This window comes from Burkholderia sp. WSM2232, assembly GCF_000472545.1.
In the GTDB taxonomy this organism is placed as follows: domain Bacteria; phylum Pseudomonadota; class Gammaproteobacteria; order Burkholderiales; family Burkholderiaceae; genus Paraburkholderia.
Genome location: NZ_AWZV01000013.1, coordinates 105,459 through 123,153, shown reverse-complemented (window position 1 = coordinate 123,153; position 17,695 = coordinate 105,459). Strand labels below are relative to the sequence as shown.

General features: G+C 63.4%; 24 protein-coding genes. 15 read left to right on the top strand and 9 right to left on the bottom strand.

Annotated elements, in window-relative coordinates:
* Positions 1–71 precede the first annotated feature (71 nt).
* Positions 72–824: an SDR family NAD(P)-dependent oxidoreductase gene (locus F757_RS0113970; RefSeq protein ID WP_027211932.1), complete on the bottom strand. Its 753-nt coding sequence runs from the start codon at positions 822–824 to the stop codon at positions 72–74.
* Between the two features lie 324 nt (positions 825–1,148).
* On the opposite strand from F757_RS0113970, the gene F757_RS0113965 reads away from it, so the two are divergent.
* From F757_RS0113965 to F757_RS0113940, 6 genes are all read left to right on the top strand, one after another.
* Complete coding sequence (locus F757_RS0113965) at positions 1,149–1,772, top strand: RNA polymerase sigma factor (protein WP_027211931.1); 624 nt, start codon at positions 1,149–1,151, stop codon at positions 1,770–1,772.
* A gap of 55 nt (positions 1,773–1,827) precedes the next feature.
* Positions 1,828–2,067 (top strand): RebB family R body protein, encoded by a 240-nt coding sequence (locus F757_RS0113960; RefSeq protein ID WP_013342971.1) that lies wholly within the window; start codon positions 1,828–1,830, stop codon positions 2,065–2,067.
* A gap of 324 nt (positions 2,068–2,391) precedes the next feature.
* Positions 2,392–3,003 (top strand): hypothetical protein, encoded by a 612-nt coding sequence (locus F757_RS35120; RefSeq protein WP_232221403.1) that lies wholly within the window; start codon positions 2,392–2,394, stop codon positions 3,001–3,003.
* Between the two features lie 99 nt (positions 3,004–3,102).
* A complete protein-coding gene (locus tag F757_RS0113950) occupies positions 3,103–3,789 on the top strand; it encodes a hypothetical protein (protein WP_027211929.1) in 687 nt (228 codons plus the stop codon).
* A gap of 17 nt (positions 3,790–3,806) precedes the next feature.
* A complete protein-coding gene (locus tag F757_RS0113945) occupies positions 3,807–4,133 on the top strand; it encodes a RebB family R body protein (RefSeq protein WP_027211928.1) in 327 nt (108 codons plus the stop codon).
* A 73-nt stretch (positions 4,134–4,206) separates the two neighbouring features.
* The gene (locus tag F757_RS0113940; RefSeq protein ID WP_027211927.1) at positions 4,207–4,548 is read left to right on the top strand and encodes a RebB family R body protein; all 342 of its coding nucleotides are present in this window, start codon (positions 4,207–4,209) and stop codon (positions 4,546–4,548) included.
* A 188-nt stretch (positions 4,549–4,736) separates the two neighbouring features.
* On the opposite strand, the gene F757_RS0113935 is transcribed toward F757_RS0113940, so the two are convergent.
* Both F757_RS0113935 and F757_RS36175 read right to left on the bottom strand, forming a co-directional pair.
* On the bottom strand, positions 4,737–5,381 hold the full coding sequence (locus tag F757_RS0113935; RefSeq protein ID WP_232221402.1) for a Crp/Fnr family transcriptional regulator: 645 nt from the start codon (positions 5,379–5,381) through the stop codon (positions 4,737–4,739).
* A 23-nt stretch (positions 5,382–5,404) separates the two neighbouring features.
* A complete protein-coding gene (locus F757_RS36175; protein ID WP_198021396.1) occupies positions 5,405–5,554 on the bottom strand; it encodes a hypothetical protein in 150 nt (49 codons plus the stop codon).
* Positions 5,555–5,707: 153 nt separating this feature from the next.
* Between F757_RS36175 and F757_RS0113930 the strand changes: the two genes are divergently transcribed.
* Positions 5,708–6,172, top strand: coding sequence for a hypothetical protein (locus tag F757_RS0113930; protein WP_027211925.1), 465 nt, complete (start codon positions 5,708–5,710; stop codon positions 6,170–6,172).
* 80 nt (positions 6,173–6,252) lie between these two features.
* Complete coding sequence (locus F757_RS0113925; protein ID WP_027211924.1) at positions 6,253–6,747, top strand: hypothetical protein; 495 nt, start codon at positions 6,253–6,255, stop codon at positions 6,745–6,747.
* Between the two features lie 91 nt (positions 6,748–6,838).
* On the opposite strand, the gene F757_RS0113920 is transcribed toward F757_RS0113925, so the two are convergent.
* Positions 6,839–7,183, bottom strand: a complete 345-nt coding sequence (locus F757_RS0113920; protein ID WP_027211923.1) for a hypothetical protein — start codon at positions 7,181–7,183, stop codon at positions 6,839–6,841.
* Positions 7,184–7,318: 135 nt separating this feature from the next.
* On the bottom strand, positions 7,319–8,581 hold the full coding sequence (locus tag F757_RS0113915; RefSeq protein WP_027211922.1) for an MFS transporter: 1,263 nt from the start codon (positions 8,579–8,581) through the stop codon (positions 7,319–7,321).
* A 348-nt stretch (positions 8,582–8,929) separates the two neighbouring features.
* On the opposite strand from F757_RS0113915, the gene F757_RS0113910 reads away from it, so the two are divergent.
* Positions 8,930–9,202, top strand: a complete 273-nt coding sequence (locus F757_RS0113910; RefSeq protein ID WP_027211921.1) for a hypothetical protein — start codon at positions 8,930–8,932, stop codon at positions 9,200–9,202.
* 54 nt (positions 9,203–9,256) lie between these two features.
* On the opposite strand, the gene F757_RS0113905 is transcribed toward F757_RS0113910, so the two are convergent.
* A complete protein-coding gene (locus tag F757_RS0113905) occupies positions 9,257–9,577 on the bottom strand; it encodes a hypothetical protein (protein ID WP_027211920.1) in 321 nt (106 codons plus the stop codon).
* 610 nt (positions 9,578–10,187) lie between these two features.
* Between F757_RS0113905 and F757_RS0113900 the strand changes: the two genes are divergently transcribed.
* Positions 10,188–10,514 carry an H-NS histone family protein gene (locus tag F757_RS0113900; RefSeq protein WP_027211919.1) on the top strand — a complete coding sequence of 109 codons (327 nt, stop codon included), beginning with the start codon at positions 10,188–10,190 and terminating at the stop codon, positions 10,512–10,514.
* Between the two features lie 51 nt (positions 10,515–10,565).
* On the opposite strand, the gene F757_RS33505 is transcribed toward F757_RS0113900, so the two are convergent.
* Positions 10,566–11,072 carry an arsenate reductase/protein-tyrosine-phosphatase family protein gene (locus tag F757_RS33505; RefSeq protein ID WP_084530848.1) on the bottom strand — a complete coding sequence of 169 codons (507 nt, stop codon included), beginning with the start codon at positions 11,070–11,072 and terminating at the stop codon, positions 10,566–10,568.
* Between the two features lie 148 nt (positions 11,073–11,220).
* Positions 11,221–11,901, bottom strand: a complete 681-nt coding sequence (locus F757_RS0113890; protein ID WP_027211918.1) for a J domain-containing protein — start codon at positions 11,899–11,901, stop codon at positions 11,221–11,223.
* A 469-nt stretch (positions 11,902–12,370) separates the two neighbouring features.
* On the opposite strand from F757_RS0113890, the gene F757_RS0113885 reads away from it, so the two are divergent.
* The 5 genes from F757_RS0113885 (at position 12,371) to F757_RS0113865 (ending at position 17,001) form a co-directional block, all read left to right on the top strand.
* Entirely contained in the window at positions 12,371–13,036 is a 666-nt protein-coding gene (locus tag F757_RS0113885) for an NADPH-dependent FMN reductase (protein WP_027211917.1), read from the top strand.
* A gap of 389 nt (positions 13,037–13,425) precedes the next feature.
* A complete protein-coding gene (locus tag F757_RS0113880) occupies positions 13,426–13,641 on the top strand; it encodes a hypothetical protein (protein ID WP_027211916.1) in 216 nt (71 codons plus the stop codon).
* A 109-nt stretch (positions 13,642–13,750) separates the two neighbouring features.
* Positions 13,751–14,671, top strand: coding sequence for a hypothetical protein (locus F757_RS0113875; RefSeq protein WP_027211915.1), 921 nt, complete (start codon positions 13,751–13,753; stop codon positions 14,669–14,671).
* A gap of 11 nt (positions 14,672–14,682) precedes the next feature.
* Entirely contained in the window at positions 14,683–16,137 is a 1,455-nt protein-coding gene (gene iaaH / locus F757_RS0113870; RefSeq protein WP_027211914.1) for an indoleacetamide hydrolase, read from the top strand.
* A 12-nt stretch (positions 16,138–16,149) separates the two neighbouring features.
* Positions 16,150–17,001 carry a CDP-diacylglycerol diphosphatase gene (locus F757_RS0113865; RefSeq protein ID WP_027211913.1) on the top strand — a complete coding sequence of 284 codons (852 nt, stop codon included), beginning with the start codon at positions 16,150–16,152 and terminating at the stop codon, positions 16,999–17,001.
* A 46-nt stretch (positions 17,002–17,047) separates the two neighbouring features.
* On the opposite strand, the gene F757_RS0113860 is transcribed toward F757_RS0113865, so the two are convergent.
* Positions 17,048–17,485 (bottom strand): hypothetical protein, encoded by a 438-nt coding sequence (locus tag F757_RS0113860; RefSeq protein WP_027211912.1) that lies wholly within the window; start codon positions 17,483–17,485, stop codon positions 17,048–17,050.
* Positions 17,486–17,695 lie beyond the last annotated feature (210 nt).

The following is a 17,695-nucleotide window of genomic DNA, read 5'->3' as shown; positions in this document are numbered from 1 at the left end:
CTTCGGCGGCGCGGGTTGGCATGAACTGACGCGGAGCGTCTTCGGTCGGCGCGCCGCCGCGCGCAGCATGCTCAGTAGGTCGCGCGTCCGCCCGACAGGTCGAACACCGAACCGGTACTGAATGCGCAGTCCTCCGAGGCGAGCCAGAGAATCAGCGACGCCGCTTCTTCCGGCAGCAGGAAGCGGTTCATTGGAATCTTCGAGAGCATGTAGTCGATGTGCTGTTGCGACATCGAGTCGAAGATCTCTGTCTTTGCGGCGGCGGGCGTGACCGCGTTGACAAGGATGTTCTTCGTCGCGAGTTCCTTGCCGAGCGATTTGGTCAGGCCGATGAGCCCCGCCTTCGACGCGCTGTAGTGCGAGGCGTTCGGGTTACCCTCCTTGCCAGCAACGGATGCGATATTGACGATCCGCCCATAGCCCTGCTTCAGCATTTGCGGCACGACTGCGCGGCACGTGAGATACGGGCCGATCAGATTCACGTCGATCACGCGGCGCCACACCTCGGGCTCGAGTTCCCAGGTCGTGCCGTTGCCGCCGGTAATGCCAGCGCAGTTGATGAGCACGTCGATCGCGCCGTGCTCGAGGACGGTCTGCGCGACGGCCTGCGCAACCGCCGCTTCCTGCGTGAGCTCGACGGTGACCGCCGTCACCTTGCCGCGTTCGCTCAACTCGCGCTGGCTGCGCGCAAGGCGCTCGGCGTCGATGTCCCAGAGCGCGACCGAGGCGCCCGAGTCCAGCGCCCGTTGCGCAACTGCATAGCCGATGCCGCGCGCGCCGCCGGTAATGGCCACCACGCGTCCTTCAAGGTCGATCCGGTTCATTTGTGTCTCCAGCGTTCGTGTTGTCGTATCCGCGTTTCACGCCAATATACGGGTCCGCCGATGCCGCAACAATCCGAGAATTCGAAAGGTCGATAACAAAAGCGAATCAGGGCGCATCCAGGCGAGGCGCACCCGTTGACCTGCTCTGCCGGGATGCCCGAGCCGCGCCGACTGGCGACGCATCGCATGCGCATAGCGCGCTTGCGCATCTCCAATGCACGCGGCATGCCGATACACCCATCGTTGCGGGCTTGTCACCTAGGTAACAGCCGCCGCTATTTCAGGGCCTCCAAGCTTGCGCGCACCATCCCAAGTGAGAGCGCAATGACAACCGAGACCACCAGCGATTGTGCAGCCCTCGCGCATGAACCATGCGAGTTCAATGCGCCTGGCAATGCGAGCTTCGAAAGCGCATGGAAGAACGTGCGTCCGTTTCTCGAACGACGCGCGAGAAAGCTCGCCAGAGGCGACCTCGTGGCGGCTGACGAACTGCTTGCCAATACCGCGCTGAAGGCACTGCTGTATATGCGCCGCATGCCGCATCGGGTTCTCAACCCGGAAGGCTTCATGTTCGCCGTTCTCAATCACGTGTTTCTCGACAGCGCGCGACATGCGAGCCGCGAGGCACGCGTGCTGCACTTCTGCTCCGCCGACGACATGGACTACCTGAGCGCCACAGCCGTCGCGGCGACGTCGCCGACGCATGTGTTCGAACTCGACGAAGGTCTCGCGCAGATCGCCGACGCGGTCGCAAATCTGCCGCCGGCCCAGCAGCTTCTCTTCTCCATGCGATTCGAGCATGAGATGACGTACGCGGCCATTGCGAGCGAGTTGAAGATCAGCGAGGCGCTGGCGCGCAAGCGGATCGAACTCCTGCGTAAAAGACTGCGCGCGACGCTGCGCACGGCGCGCCCTGCGGAAAAAAACGCTTCACGACAACGCGTCTGACTCGTTCATGGCTGCGTCGCTCGTCGAACTCAACCCACCCTTGAAGGAGCCGTTCATGGCGGATTCAACTGCAGTCAACGCACAGATAACCGATGCGGTTACGCAGACCAACGTCAAAGTCGTTGCCGAGGCGCCTGCCCAGGCCATCGCAGCGCTGTATCAGGTCGCGAGTCATTCCGCGGGTTTGTCGCTGCAAAACGCGGTGCATGGCCAACAGTCTTTGAACCAGATCTCGACGGCGGTGGTGTCGAAAGCCGTTGCGCTGATCATGGCCATTGGCGAGAAGAGCACCTGATCCGCGCCATGACCACCACGCATACGCAAGGAGAAGGCATTCATGGCTCTGTGGGACTTATTCACCAAACGCGGGCGGCCCGCGTCGACGGCCGCCCGATCGGGCCCTGACGCGGCCCCTGACGCTGCTACAGACACGGGTCGAGGCGGGGCCCCCGACGCGGCTATAGGCACAACTCGAGACGCGGCTCCGGCCACGACTTCAGACGCGGCTCTGGCCACGACTCCGGACGCGGCTCGAAACGCGACCGCAGATGCGACTCCAGCCGCAACCAGGCCGATGACCACGCCGCCGGCGCACGCGACCGACGAAACAGGAGCAACGATGCAAGCAACCGGACGCACACCCGCTGAAAGCGAAGCGGCGGCCCCTGCCGGCATGCCGCCACCTGTAGCCGCCAGGCAGAACGTGCCGGAAGAATCCGCCCCTGCCCGCACTACGACCGCGACCATGCCAGGGCCCACGCCTTTGTCGAAGATGCGCGAACGCGCGACATCGCAACAGGCGGCCAACAGCAGTCCGCCCACGAGCGCGCTCAACAGTCAGATCGTGCAGGCAGTGCAACTCACGAACGCCGAGACCGCGAGCTATGCGGCGTCGCAAGTGGCAACGCCTCCGGACATGATGATCAGCCAGGCATCGGGTCTCGTCGCGCAATCGGCAGCGAGCTATTTCGACGGCGTCAGCAAGCTCGCGCTCGCGAGCCAGGCGGTGCTGCTCAAGAAGATGACCGAGAACCTCGCCGAGCAGAAGCTCGCCGCCGCCGCGGAAGACGCGCTCGGCGCATTGGCGACCGACCTGTTGATGGGCGCAGCCGCGGCGGTGGCAGCGGCAGCCGGTGCAATCGAAGCGGAGTCCGCCAGCTTCGCCATCGACAAGATCGATCAGAGCATCGCACGCTACAGCGCGACGCTCGCCAACCGCAAAGCCAGCTAACGCGGCGCGCTGCTGCTGCGTTGGCCTGGTTGGCCCAGTTGACCGACCCGCTTTCACGGGCTTCGCCGGTCACGAGCCGAAACTATCAGGAGCATACCGATGAGCAATTCCGACCCAGACGCATTAGCGTCGCTTCGCCGTCTCGCCACGACCTGGCTGCAACGCCCGCTCACCGCCGCTGAACTGGCGGAGCTGGAGCAATTCCAGCAATCCACGGCAAAGGAACAGCCGGGGCAAAGCGCGGTGGCGAGTGCGGTGGCGAGTGCGGCCGCCTCCACCGACCCGGCCGTCCACGCAAGGTTGCAAGCAGCGCAAGCGCTCAACGAAGGCAGGCAGCGTTCCGAGTCGCTGATCCGCGAGGTCTTGCAGAAGCTGAAGGCGACCGCAGCGCAAGCGCTGCAAGCACAGGAACGCGAGGAGCAGGCGATTCTGAAGATCGTAGAAACGGCGCAATCGCTCAACGATCTGCGCCCGTCGATGCTCGTGACCCCGGCGAGCGGCCTGCCGCCCGCCGCGCAACTGGCGTTGCCGCAGATTGCGGACCGCCTCGCCAATCTTGTCAAGACGGAAGTCGAGCAGTGCTTCGAGCGTTACTTTGGTCCGTTGCAGCGGCAACTGGCAAGCGCACTCGCGCAACTGGACAACGCGGCGAACGCGGCTCCGGCTCCGGCTTCTGCAACGGCAACGGCAACGACAGCAAACGAATCCACACCGACACCGACACCCGCTTCACAGAGTCCCTCAGAGGACGTTCATGCAACCAGCGCGACACCCGCCGCGCACTAAACCGAAGGAGTTCGAAAATGGCATTTCCCACTTCCGTCAACGATCAGGTCACCGACGCCGTCACTCAGTCGAACGTCAAGGTGGTCGGCGAAGCGCCGGCCATGGCGATGGGCTCGATCTATCAGACCATGGCCCACTCGACCGGCATTCTGTTCGAGAACGCGGTGTCGGCGCAGCAGCAACAGAACACGCTGACGCAGGCGGCCACGAACCAGGGCGTGATGCAGATTTACAGCGTCGATACGACGGCCGCTGCAGGCGCCACGGAGAAGGTCGCACAGACCGGCGTTGCCGACAACCTGACGAGCCTGCTCACGGTGCTCAACGCCTTCCGCCGTCGATAACGCCCGGCAGTTCCGCCACGCGCAAGCGTAGCGGCTCGATCTCCGTCTTTACCTTGAACCCAGGAGCATAGCAATGGCCTTTCCCACAGCCGTCAACAATCAGATAACCGATGCCGTCACGCAGTCGAACGTCAAGGTTGTCGCAGAAGCGCCCGCAATGGCAATGGGCTCGCTGTATCAAACGATGGCGCATTCCACGGGCATTCTCTTCCAGAACGCCGTGTCCTCGCAGCAGCAGCAGAACACGCTGTCGCAGGCTGCCGCCAACCAGGGCGTCATGCAGGTCTACACGCTCGACACCACCGCGGCGGCCGGGGCCACCGAAAAGGTCGCGCAGACTGGTGTCAGCGACAACCTGACGAGCCTTCTGACGATCCTCAATGCGCTGAACCCGCCTAGCACCAGCGCAATCTGACGCGCTGCCACGCGCCGGAGCAGCGAAACGCTCTCCGGCGCGAGTCGTTCCCTCCTGTTTCGTCATTCCCTTCTTTGTTCAACGCAACGTTTGCACGCATCCACGCACGGACACGAGGGTGCGCCGCGCGCTGCATGCCGCGCGCAGACCCCGGCCGGGCGGATCGGCAAACGGCGAGCGGCACGCGCTCAGGTAATGGAGATGTACGCGACCGAGCGCAGATGATCGACGTCGGCTATCAGCAAGGTGTCGTGCGTCCAGCTGATGACTCCGTCGCGCCGCCAGGCTTGCAATTGCGCATTGAGCTTCGGGCGGCTCACGTTCACCATGGCCGCGAGATTGCTTTGGCTGGGCGGCAGCGGCACGACAATGCCGCCGAGTTCTGCCCGGCCGCATTGATCGATTGCCGAGATGAGATGGCGCGCAAGACGCGATTCAAGCCGGTAAAGGCAGACCGATTCGATAAACGCTGCGGCCTTGCGCACCTTGTCGCACAGAAGCATCAAGAGGCGCTGGATGAATAGCGGCTCTTTCGTCAATTGAGGAAAGTGGCGCCGCCATAGCAGCAACACGCGCGTCGGTCCGCACGCGAATGCTGCCGCCTGACGGCGGCTCGCATCGACAAGAGCGGTTTCGCCGACCACCTCGCCAGGCTCGGCGCTCTCGGTAATCAGTTCCCTGCCGTCGGGGCCGTAGAGCAGCGTATAAAGACGCCCCGAGACGACGAGCGCAACGAAGTCGTCGGGATCGTGTTTGAGGAAGAGCGCCTCGCCATCTTCCAGCCGTCGCTCCACGACATGCGATGCAACGTGATGGATCAAAGACTCGGGCATGTCGCGGAAAAGCTTCGACTGCCTCAGTAGTGCTTGCCGGTTTTCGGTCCTGGAAAAACCGGCATCTGCGGTTGCATTGCGTGCTGTTGATTCCACTTTTTCTTGCCCCCGGCGTGCTCTTCTGGCGGAACACGTTGAACGTTCGATTCGGCCTGGCGTGAATCAATCGTCATACGATTATGCGCACAGTATGCCGCACGCGGGCGGTGGCGGCGTGACTTCACAAAGCGTCTTTCGGCGCGTTCATACCGGCGTAGCACGAACACTGGCCATCCGGCCCGCCGCGCCTATGCGCATTGATTCCGGCACTCGTCAGGGAGAAAGACATGCCTAGTGAATTCGAATTTCTCGACAAGCACTTTTATGAAACCGATATTCCCGAGCTCGCCGCGCAGGCCGCGCGCGAGCGCTTCGGCGACTACCCGCCGGCACGGGCGAGCACCGTGATCTATGGCATCCGATGGGCCGAGCTAGTGGACCTGATCGAACGCGCCGTCATCAATCATTCGTACGGACCGACGATTTTCAGCACGCCCGCCTTCGCGACCATCGGCGAATATCGCGGCCAGCCGCAATGGAACATTGTGCTGACGGGTTTGCGCTACGTGAATGCATCGATGAAAGTGGACCGCATGACGACGAGCTACTCCGTCGAGAAGTTCAGCAACGGCACGGTCATCGTCAACGCGCGCGTGGTCAACGGCGTGGCGCCCATGCTCGGCGACATCGTTCATCTGGAAGCGGCAACGGGCACCTCCGAAGGCCCCGTCGAACTGAAGAACGCCAATTGACCGCATGGCATGGCCCCGGCTGCGGCGAACGTTTTCCCGCAAGCGCCCAATCACTCGCACGACGCATTAAGGAGTTCAACATGGGTATCTCAGCAGACTTTCTGATCAAGCACGTCCGGCCGTATGGCGAAGAAGCATTCGAGATGATGTGCCTTGCAACCGGGCCGAACTCGCTGCGTGCATGGCTCACGCAGCAGCACGTTCCGGAGCTGGACATCAACCTGGCGTTCGCCGCCTGGATGACCACAGCGAACCTGCCGATCAACAACGAGACCGAGCCGCGCTTCGTGGCCTCTGCGACCCTGAGTTCAGACGCACGGTGGAGCGAGCTTTGGCCGACTGGTCTGTCGACTATCGTGTTTCTGACGGCGCCGCTGCTCAAGCAACTGTCGGCGGTCAGCGACAGCCACCCCGGCCAAACCCTCGATTTCGACGGGGCGGAGTACATACCGATCGCCGTAACGGTCAGCAGCACGCCGGGCACTCAGCCCACAGTGAACCTGAACGCCGAGGGCATGAGCATTGCCGTCGACGCTCAGGGCAACTGCGTGCACTTCGCCGGGCTGATTACGTGAGCGTGAGCGCCTGCTCAGGCTTTGCATGAAGTGGCGCAGCGCGCGCCGAACCGCACGCGCGCTGCGCAATACGCATCGTCAACTAGCCGATTCAGATCGCTTCCTGGCAGAGCGCCATCATGCGCTGAACCATCGTGCTGGCTTCGTTCAACTCCAGCTCGCTCGTGAAGAGCGCCTGCACGTTCGAGAGGCGCACTGCGACGCCCGCGTTCAGCAGGTCCTGGCTCGCGATCTTCAGCGCAAGTTGCCCGATGCGCAGCCGCTCGAGCCAATGCATGCGCGCGCTGTTCCTGGCGAGCCATTGGCGGCAGCACTGGACGACGTGATCCACGCGCCACTCCGCACTGAGCGCATACGACGCCGCTGCGATCGCGACCAGAAAGCACAGCAGTTCGGCGCGTTTGGCTGGGGGTAGTCGGGAAGTAACCTTTTTCATCCGCCTGTCTTTACGTGTTGCTTCGGTTGTCGGCATTCCCGAACGTATATGCAGGCATATAGCGCACAGGTAGTTAGCAACGGAAATTGCGGGCGCTCGCGCGAATTTCAACACTCGTGCGCCCGGCTTGCGCGATTACTCGCTGCACGCGGTGCTGCATTCGCGGCATGCCACTGTTTTCGGTGCGGGCTTCGCCTGACCGCTTCTGCCGAAGCTGACGAGCGCCGCAAGGCCGAGCAACGCGAGACCGCTGCCGAACAGGAAATCCGTGGCAATTCCCACCTGATCGACCACAATACCGCCCACCAGAGAGCCCACCGCGATCGCCACCTGAATGATGCTCACGAACAGCGCGGAGCCGGCTTCGGGCGAATCGGGCGTGGCGCGCTGAATCCACATGCTGAAGCAAAGCGGCAACGCGCCGAACGCCACGCCCCACGCGAGCACGAGCGCGACGACGCCAGCAGACGACTGTTGCAGCGTGGGCAGCAGGACAAGCGCGAACATCAGCAGCGAAATCATCGCGCCGAGCGAGATCTTGAGGCTGCGCGTAACCGTGGACGAAACTGCGAAGTTCGAAAAGAACCCAATGATGCCGAAGCCGAGCAACAACCACGTAATAGTTGGCATACTCAGGTTCGCGTTGTGCAGCAGAAACGGCGTGATGTACGTGTACGACGAAAAATGGGCGCCGAATACGAGCCCGACCATCACCAGGCTGCGACGCGGATGCGGCCTGCGCAGCAGCGAAACGAGGTCGTGCAGACGCAACGCGGTGTTCGACGGCAACGACGGCACGAACAGGAACTGCGCGATCAGCGCGCTTGCAACGAGTCCGCCCGTTGCCATGAACGACGCGCGCCATGACGCGAAGCTGGCGATAAAGGTCCCGAGCGGCACGCCGATCACCGTTGCACAGGTCACGCCGGTGAGAATTGTCGCCATGGCACGCGCCGAATCTTTGGGTTGCACGAGCCGCCCGGAGGCCGCGGTGGCAAGCGTCCAGAAGCCGCCCAACGCAGCGCCGAGCAACGCGCGTCCCACCAGCATCAGGATGAAGTTCGGCGCCAGTGCCGAAATCAGATTAGACGCCAACAGTAAAGCCGTGAGCAGCAGAAATACGAGCCGCCGATCCATGCGGCCGGCGACCAGCATGAGGCCAGGCGCCGAGATCGCCGCGATAACGCCAGGCACGGTGACCATCAAACCGGCCGTGCCGGGGGACACGCCCAGATCGGCGGCAATGCGCGGCAAAAGTCCAACGGGCAGAAATTCGGTGGTGACGAACGCGAAGGCGCCGATTGCAACGGCCACGACCGCGAGCCATGAACGCAGGGGCGACGCCGCGCGGTCGTCGGGCGCGACCGCGCTCGCCGGCAGTTTGTCTTCTCTCAACATAGTATTGTTTGGCGGGTTACGAACAACGAATGTGATTGGAGCGGCTGCACCGCGCTAATCACCGTGGCGTTCGCACGCGAGCACGATAGCGCACGAGCAAAAAAAGCAGGCTGGGTGGCCTGCTTTTACACGGTCGGAACGATGAAGCGGTGGTGCATCCGAGAACGGAATACACCTTAGCATCCTATTAAATCGTTCGCTCAAGACTGCGGAAAATTGCGGTTGCGGGTGGGGTTATTTCGGCGCTCAAATGCGCGCGCGAAACCACGCGACAATCCCAGGCATGCCCCTTGCTGAATGCTCGACAGCATCCAGATGCACTCATCGCACAATCAAAGGACATTGACTATGGTTAGCACGCGTCCCTGCACCGCGACCTGCGTGATCGACGGCATGCCGGTCACTCTGACTTTCTATCCCGACAACGGCGTGCTGCGAATCGCCGATCCGTCAGGCAATCTGATCAAGGAAACGCGCTGGCATGCGTCGTGGCGCTCGCTGCTAAACGAGTTTCGGCGCTTCGGCGAGCGCGCGGCCGTGCAGGGGCCGGGTGTGGCGGCAGTGGTGAGCCGCATTGTCGAAAGTACCGAAGATCCAGCGGCTCACACTGCGCTCGCATGAAGTAGCGATCAGGCGATGCGACTCCGGCTCTGCCTGGGCAGTCGCGTGCGCGCTTTATTGGCCGAAGTAAATCCTGCATTGCGGCCCGCTCGGGCATGGCATATTTTGCCGGCCGCCCGCTTCTGAGCGTCCCGCTGCCACGCCTCCGTAAGCGACGTTTTGTGCCGACGGCGAAGCCGCTCCTGCGGGTTCGCTCAACGGCACGTCCGTGGTGGCCTGGGCCGACTCGTTCGCATGCTGCATCAGCCTGTGACCCGACGATGTGCCGGCCGCCGTGCCGACGCCCGGCTGCGGGGCGAGGTCGTCCGCGCTTGCGGCGCGTGGTGCTAGAAAAAGAATGGCGCTCACCACTGCCATCAATATACGTAGTTTCATCTCCAGACTCCTTGAATCCGGCGCAGCAGTGTCCTCCCTCTTCGAGAATCGGTCCGTGTAAAAGCCAGTGCCCTATTGGGGCGACGGTAAACACATCGAGACGCGGGCCTGCTGCATCGACTCGTCGAATGAAACGCTCAACGAGCCGCCCGCGCCGAGCCGGGCGCCGCACACGCGTACTGAGAATGCAGATCGGCGCTCAGCCTGGAAAACACGGATTGTCCTCTCCGCTCATTCTTTTATAGTTCGGGCGGCGCGGAATTCAACCGGCGAACCGGACCGTTGAACCAGGCCCCGGACGAGCGACGAAATCTCCGCATCACATTCAAATCCGTCAAAATCAGTACAAACGGTGCGTGCATTGCGCTCGCAGTGCGTTATGATGACGACACAACCACAAGAATGGCCCGGCACAAACGCCGTCGAAAGACGGAGCGTGGATGCGAGGTCGGCCGCCCAAAATCAGTGCATCGCCACCAGCGCTTTTCCAATTTTGATTAATAACCTCACCGCGGACCGGCGCCATTTAAATGGACTCCAAGCTCTCGCGGGTTTTCCTCGCAATCTGCATTTGACAGAACGCTGGACGCTTTAGAAGGACGAATATCTTATGGACGAAAGGAAGCGAGATAGCATGATTGCGTATCTCCGCCATCGCATGGAAGAGTTTGGCATCAAACCAGAAGACCTTGCCGCCGTATTGGCAGCCGAACCAGCCGCGCAAAAGAACGCTCGCTACCGTAGCGCGACGGGAGACAGCTGGGACGGCCAGGGCGAAATGCCTCAATGGCTCAAGCAGGCAATCAGTGCCGGTCAATCAATCGACCACTTCGAATTATCGGCCCCGCCCGCGCCGGCTTCACAGCCCCAAAAGCGCGTCGACTGGAAGAACGACCCGTTCGCCGGCAGCCCGCTCGCGCGTCATAGCGACCACTAAGACCACCGCCAGCACAACCCTCCGCGGCAAGCGCCGCGCTATTGCGGCACATTACAGGTTGGCAAACTGGCCAGTGCACGACGGCTTGCACTGCGGCGTCGCTCGCGCCGGCATCGCGTCATTTTGCGGCGCCTCGATAAGGGCGCTTAACTGACGCACGATTTGCCAGAACACCTTCTCGAACAGACGAATCCGGTCCGGCTCGGAAAGAAAGTCCGCGAGCGGATTGGCGAGATTCCACTCGCAAAACGCAGGGTTGCCTGGAAAGGCAGGGGCATGGGGAGCGACAACGCCGTCGTCCAGCGCGACCACGAGGTCCATGCGCGGCGCCCATTCGCCGGTAAACTCCAGCCAGCTTTTGGGGCAAAGCCTACCCAGGTCGGAAACGCCGGGCCGCAATTGCGCGACCGTCAACGGATGAATTCGCACCGCCGGCTCGGGCCCGGCGCTGAATGCTTCGAACCGATGTCCTGCCAACTCTCGCAGCAGGGCTTCGGCCATGATGCTGCGTGCTGAATTCTCGCGGCACAGAAACAGCACTTTATATTTCTTTGTCACGCTTACCCCGTACCGTGTTTTTGGTCTCTTGTATGTGCGATTGTGCTCGCAGAGTCTTGCGCCCCCGTGACACTACGATGTCTTTATTCCGCGCGCTACAGGAATTTCCCCCTGGAACGTCCCGATCAGAAGAGACGCACGGGGCTCATCAGAACCGCAGGCCGTTGAGAAACTGGAACCAGAGGCTGGAAAAGCCGCCGGCGGCAGGGGCTTCATTCGCGGCCTGGTCGGGTTTGGCTGGCTCGGCGCGAGCGGAATGAGCCGCCGTGGCTGCGGCACGGGCGTTCGTCGTTGCCGCGTCGCGCGACGGCGCAGCGTCGCTCGCCTGTGGCTCTGCCTCTGCAGCCTGCGGCGAAGCGCTGGAGGCCGTGGCTTCCCGCCGCGAAGCCTGTAAAGCGGCTACGCTGTCGGCGATCTGCGCGGCGCGTCTCGCTTCGCAGTGGCGCCCGAGCAGCACGCCGAACAGCACATCGCGATTGTGCCCCTCGTCGGCAAAGCGCATGGCAAGCGAAACCATTTCGGCATAGGCGGCTTCGTCCGCCGCACGTGCCGCCGCCTCGCGCTCGGCCTGCGCCTCTTCATGGCGCGCGCGCTGCGCGTCCCACTGCCGCATCTGTTCCGCGTAGACAGCGTCGTACACCTCACGCTGCGCGGCGTCCGAGAGAATCGCGTAGGCGTCCCTGATTTCCTGGAAGGTGGCGCGCGCAACTTCTTCCGAGCCCGCATTGCGGTCCGGATGCCACTTCATTGCGGCCTTACGGTAGGCGCGCTTGATTTCTTCTTCCGTGGCGTGCATCGGCACACCAAGCGTTTCATAGAGAGTTGCCATTTGTCGGTTGAGCTTGCCGGGATCGTGTCGCGAACCATCCTAGCACGCGATAAACGGCCGAAACGTGAAGCGGCGCGTGGCGGTGCGCTTCGCGATCGAGGCAAGAACAGTGCGGCAGTCCCCGCGAAGTCGTCGCGACATCGGCAAAAAAAAAGCCCCGCCAGCATGCCGGCGAGGCCGAGTCCCATGTCAAGGAGTGTCATGGAGGAGACGCTTCGATCATAGCGGCGCCCGCGCTCGCGCCAAAACAATAGATCGCCATATGCTTATCGGCGCAAATGCGCGAACCGGGCTGACAATCCATATGTGCCTGGTCGCACCGTCCGCGCGGTTATATGGTTAGAACAAAAAGTCGCTTCGTGCGGCGTGCCGCGCTCATTAAGATGATGCTTCAAAGTCCGGTTCGCCCGGCCCGCTCCCGCGCAACCCGCGCGCTAGCGCCGCGAGCCGCCACCGAAGGAGCATTTCGTTGACCAGTTTCCATCACCCTCACCCGCGCCGTCCGCTCGTGGTCGGCATTGGCGGCACGACGCGCGCGGCCTCGTCGACGGAGCGCGCGCTGGGCTTCGCGTTGCGCGGCGCCGAGGCTGCGGGCGCGAGAACCCGGCTCTTCGGCGGCACTTTCCTTCATAGCCTGCCGCACTACGCGCCCGAACACAGCGAGCGCACCGACGAACAGCTCGAACTGATCGAAGCAGTGCGTCACGCCGACGCGTTGATCATCGCGACGCCCGGCTATCACGGCGGCGTCTCCGGCCTCGTGAAGAACGCGCTCGATACGCTCGAGGAATTGCGCGCCGACGAACGTCCGTATCTGGACGGCCGCGCGGTCGGCTGCATCGTCACGGCGTATGGCTGGCAGGCGGCCGGCTCGGTGCTGACTTCGCTGCGCGCGATCGTTCACGCGTTGCGCGGCTGGCCTACGCCGTTCGGCGCCGGCATCAACACGCTGGAAACGCGCTTCGACAGTGCCGATACCTGTTCCGACGCAAAGGTCGTCGACCAGCTCGCCACCGTGGGCCAGCAAGCCGCGCAATTCGCGCTGGCGTTCACCTCGCAGCGCACGCCCGCTGCGAACACCGCGCATGGCACGAACCAGCAAGTGCAGCCCGCGCGCATCTTGCACGCAGTGTAAAGCCTCGCGCTCCGCCCTCTTTCGCGAATTTTCCAGCAGCGACTTCTCCAGCAGCGCCCTCGCCCGGCAGCGCCCCGCGTCGCCTCACATGCGCGAAGCGGGGCGCTCGCAGGCGGCGTACCGTGCGGCACATAACAGACCCGCTGCCTGTTGCGCGCGATAGTGTCTGCGAACCCGCCAAACCAGCCCTTATCCGGTGTTCCGAAGAGCGTTCCGGCTTCCCGCTGATTTGCTTGCGAAGAATGATTGGTTCACGGGCCCTGCAGTGCGGCCTACGCTTGAGCCTGCCCGCCGACTCATCCGCCGCCTGATGCCGACGCCAACGCGAACGCCGGGTGTCACATGCAGCGGCCTTTGCAAAACATGCGGGCCTATTCACCGCCACGATCATGAATTCAAATATTCGCTACAAGGGCTATGAAGTCGCGCCGGCCGCGCAACGTTTGCCCAACGGACTATTCGCCGCGAACCTGACCATCGAAAAAGCGAGCGCAAGCCGCGGCAAGGCCTATAGCTTCGACGCGCTCGACTATTTCTTCGACGAAGAACATGCGCTCGCCTACGCATTCCGCTGGGGACGCATGTGGGTCGACCATCACCAGTGACACAGCACTCAAGCTGACCGGCGCGGGCGGCCGTGCACCGCCCGCGCCGCGTTTCGGGGCAATGTGACAGAATAGGCGACACATCAAATTCGCTCTCTGCACGCTTGCCATGTCCGACACATTGACAGACCTAGCCGAAGACCACACTTTGCGCCATTGGACCTTTGCCGGCACGGCCCGCGTGAAGATCGGCTCTGAGGCGCATAAGCACATGTTCTGCCGCATGCTGCTCGAGACTCACGACCCGTACAAACCGGCCGTGATCGACTGGCCCGCGCTGTCACCCGACGCACTCGAGCGGCTCTGCTCGCTGCCGATCTGGGACATCGCAGTGCAAACGGAAGGGCGCGCGTCGATCAACGTTCACACCTACGCCGCGCAATTGAGCGACCCGCTGCTGCGTGAAGCCATTACCATGGACGGTGACGAAGAGGCCCGCCACAAGCGCGTGCTTGCGCGACTGATTGCGGCCTACGGCATCGAAATCGCACCTGAGCCGCACTATCCCGCGCCGCGCGACCCCGAATGGGCGTGGATGCGTACGGGCTACAGCGAGTGCATCGACAGTTTCTTTGCGTTCGGCCTCTTTCGCGCCGCGCAGCAGTCGGGCTATTTTCCCGAAGCACTGGTGGAGACCTTCGAGCCCGTGATTCAGGAAGAAGCCCGTCACATTCTGTTCTTCATCAACTGGGCCGCCTGGCACCGGCGTAACATGCCGCTATGGCGCAGGCCGTGGCACGCATTGCGCGTGGCCGCCATCTGGGTCGTGCTGATCTGGGAGCGCGTGGCGATCGCCAAGGGCATCGATGCAAACGGCGTCGCGCACGACTCGAACTTTCTGCCGGCGAACAGCAGCGTGATCGGCAAGGGGTTGGAAACGACCGAACTCGTCGAACTATGCCTCGCGGAAAACGAGCGCCGCATGAGTGGCTACGACGCGCGGCTGCTGCGCCCGCGGCTCGTGCCCACGCTCGCGCGTTTCGCGCTGCGCTTCATGCGGCGTTCGCGCAGCCCCGACACTGAACGATAAGGAGCACGGCCATGACATGGACCGTCGATGAACAGCTCGCGTTGAGCGCAACCGAAGCCGTCGCCGCGATCCAGTCGGGCCGGCTCCACGCAACAGATTATGTCGCGACCCTGCTCGCGCGCGCGGCCGCGCTCGAAACACTCAACGCGCTGACCGTGATCGACCTGGACGGCGCGCTCGCCGCCGCGCGGCGCGTCGACGCGTTGTCCGCAGAAGCAAGGGCCCAACTGCCGCTTGCCGGTCTGCCTGTCGTGGTGAAGGACAACATCAATACCGTGGGGCTGGCCACTTCCGCCGGCACGCCGGCACTGCAAGGCTTCGTGCCGGACGTCAACGCGCCCTCGGTACAACGGCTACTCGACGCGGGCGCGATCATTCTCGGCAAGGCCAACATGCATGAGCTCGCGTTCGGCATTACGAGTACCAATCTCGCGGCGCATGCAGGCCCCGTGCGCAATCCGTACGACCCCGCGCTGATTCCGGGCGGCTCCTCCGGCGGCACGGCGGTGGCAATTGCCGCGCGCATCGCGCCCGCCGGCCTCGGCACGGACACCGGCGGCTCCACCCGCATTCCCGCCGCGTTGACGGGCACCGCGGGCTTTCGTCCGTCGGTGGGCAATGGGGGCGCCGAGCGGCGCTATCACGACCCGGACGCAGTGGTGCCGATCAGCCACACGCGCGATACCGTCGGCCCGATGGCGCGCAACGCAGCCGACATCGCACTGCTCGACGGCGTGATCACCGGCGAGGGTCCGTTGCCCGCTGTCGCGCTGAACGGTCTGCGCATCGGCTTGCCGGCGCCGTTGTGGGCGGGTCTTGCGCAAGATGTCGAAGCCGTGGCGCGAGGCGCGCTGAAGAAGCTGGAAGCAGCCGGCGTTGTTTTCGTGCCGGTGGCCATGAGCGAACTGGAAGATCTCAACGGCATGGTCGGCGGGCCGATAGCGATCCACGAAGCGCGCGTGGATATGGAGGCGTGGCTTGCCGCAAACCATGCGCCGGTGCAGAGCGTCGCGGAACTGGCAGCGCGTATCGCAAGTCCCGACGTGCGCGCTATCTACGACGAAGTGCTCGCGGGCGCGCTCGACTCGCGCTATGAGGCGGCGCTCAATCACTGGCGGCCCCTGTTGCAGGCTTATATGGCCGCGACCTTTGCCGACGGGCGTCTCGATGCACTGCTCTTTCCCACCACCCGGCTCGCCGCTGTACCCATCGACGAGATCAACGGTTCGTTGACGGTGTCGGTAGACGGCGCGCCGCCCATCGACACGATGGAAGCGTTTCTGCGCAATACCGATCCGGCCAGCACCTCCGGCATTCCGGGTTTGTCCCTGCCGGCTGGAATCAGTGCGCAAGGTTTGCCGGTCGGCCTCGAACTGGACGGGCCGCTTGGCAGCGACCGGCGTCTGCTCGCAATCGGCGTGGCCGTCGAACAGTTGCTCGGCGAAGTGCCGCCGCCCGTGCTCTGAACCGTATAAAAGATGCCGCTAAACCAAGCCTTTTCCCGCCCGACCACAAAGCCACTTGCCAGCAGGCGCACTCTTTCCGAATCCGCCGATCCCCGTCCGCTACATCGCAGCGGGCCTTACCTGAAGCGAGCCGCCGCGGCGTTCGGCGTGGCGCTCGCGGTGGCCGGCTGTGCACGTCTTGCGGCCGTCGATTCGAACGCGCTATGGAAGATCGTCGATATTCGCTGCGTTCCGTCGCAACAGGCGACCGGCACGCCGGGTCAGTGCACCGCGGTCGATCTCGACAAACGCTATGCAATCCTGAAGGACATCGTCGGACGCTCGCAGTATCTGCTGATACCGACGGACCGTGTGAGCGGCATCGAAAGCCCGCTCGTGCTCGCACCGCATGCGCCGGGCTATTGGGCCGACGCATGGGCCGCACGCAGCTATGTGAACCGCGCGGTCAAACGAACGCTCGCTGACAATCAGCTAGGTCTGGAGATCAATTCCCAGTTTCGCCGCACGCAGAACCAGTTGCACATTCATATAGACTGCATGCGCGGCGACGTCAGCGACGCACTCGCCCGACACGCCAACGACGCGCCCGGCATATGGCGTTGGGACACGCTCAACGGCAGCCGTTACCGGATCATGCGCGTGAATTCGCTAAGCGGCACGAGCGATCCGTTCCGCATCGTCTCGCGCGACAATCCGAACCCCGACGCAATGGCCATGCAAACCGTTCTGGTGACGGGTGCCGGGCCGTCGGCGGAGAAGGACGGCTGGCTGGTCGTGAACAGCGGTCTTGACGCGGACAACGGCAGTGGTTCGGCCGAGGGACTGCTCGATCACGCGTGCCGTATCGCCGACACTTCGTCATAGCGACACTTCAGATCAGCGGCGACCCTCGCCTGCCGGGCGCGGGCAATCAATGGTAGATGGTTTTCGACGACTGCAGCTTCGTCAATACCCCGCGCTGGAAGCGGAACCAGCCTTGCGAGCCTTGCATCACGACCTCATCGCCTTGCCAGAACACGCGCTTGACACTCATGCGGGCACCTATGCGCTGCACAAGCGGCGGGCGGCGCCGAAAGTCGTACAGCACCGGACCTGAATCGCTTTGCACGAGCATGCGCGCGACGGTGCCGTTCGCGCTGTCCATGTCGTCGAAATGCGTCAGCGCGTGGGCGCTGAAACGATCGAATACCTCGTTTGCGAGCAGCCCGCTAAAGCCCTGGCCGTCGCGCACGAATTGCACCTGGCCCGTGGGTGTATCGAGCGGACCGGCATCGCTGCTTTGCGCCTGAATGGGAGCCGCGAAAAGGGTGCCCGCCACCGCCAGTGCGGCAAGATAGAGACGTTTCATATCGGCATCAAAATGTTCGAGGGGCGCCTCGCGCGCGGCGCGGAACAGGCGCTGACAATCGTTGCGGGCATTGTCGCCGATTTTCGCCAGCCTTTGCCGCTTGTCGCTTGTCTCCAGCCTTTGTCGCTTGTCGCTTGTCGCTTGTCGCTTGTCGCTTGTCGCTTGTCGCTTGTCTCCAGACTTTGCCGCTTCCCCCTCTTGTGCGTCGTA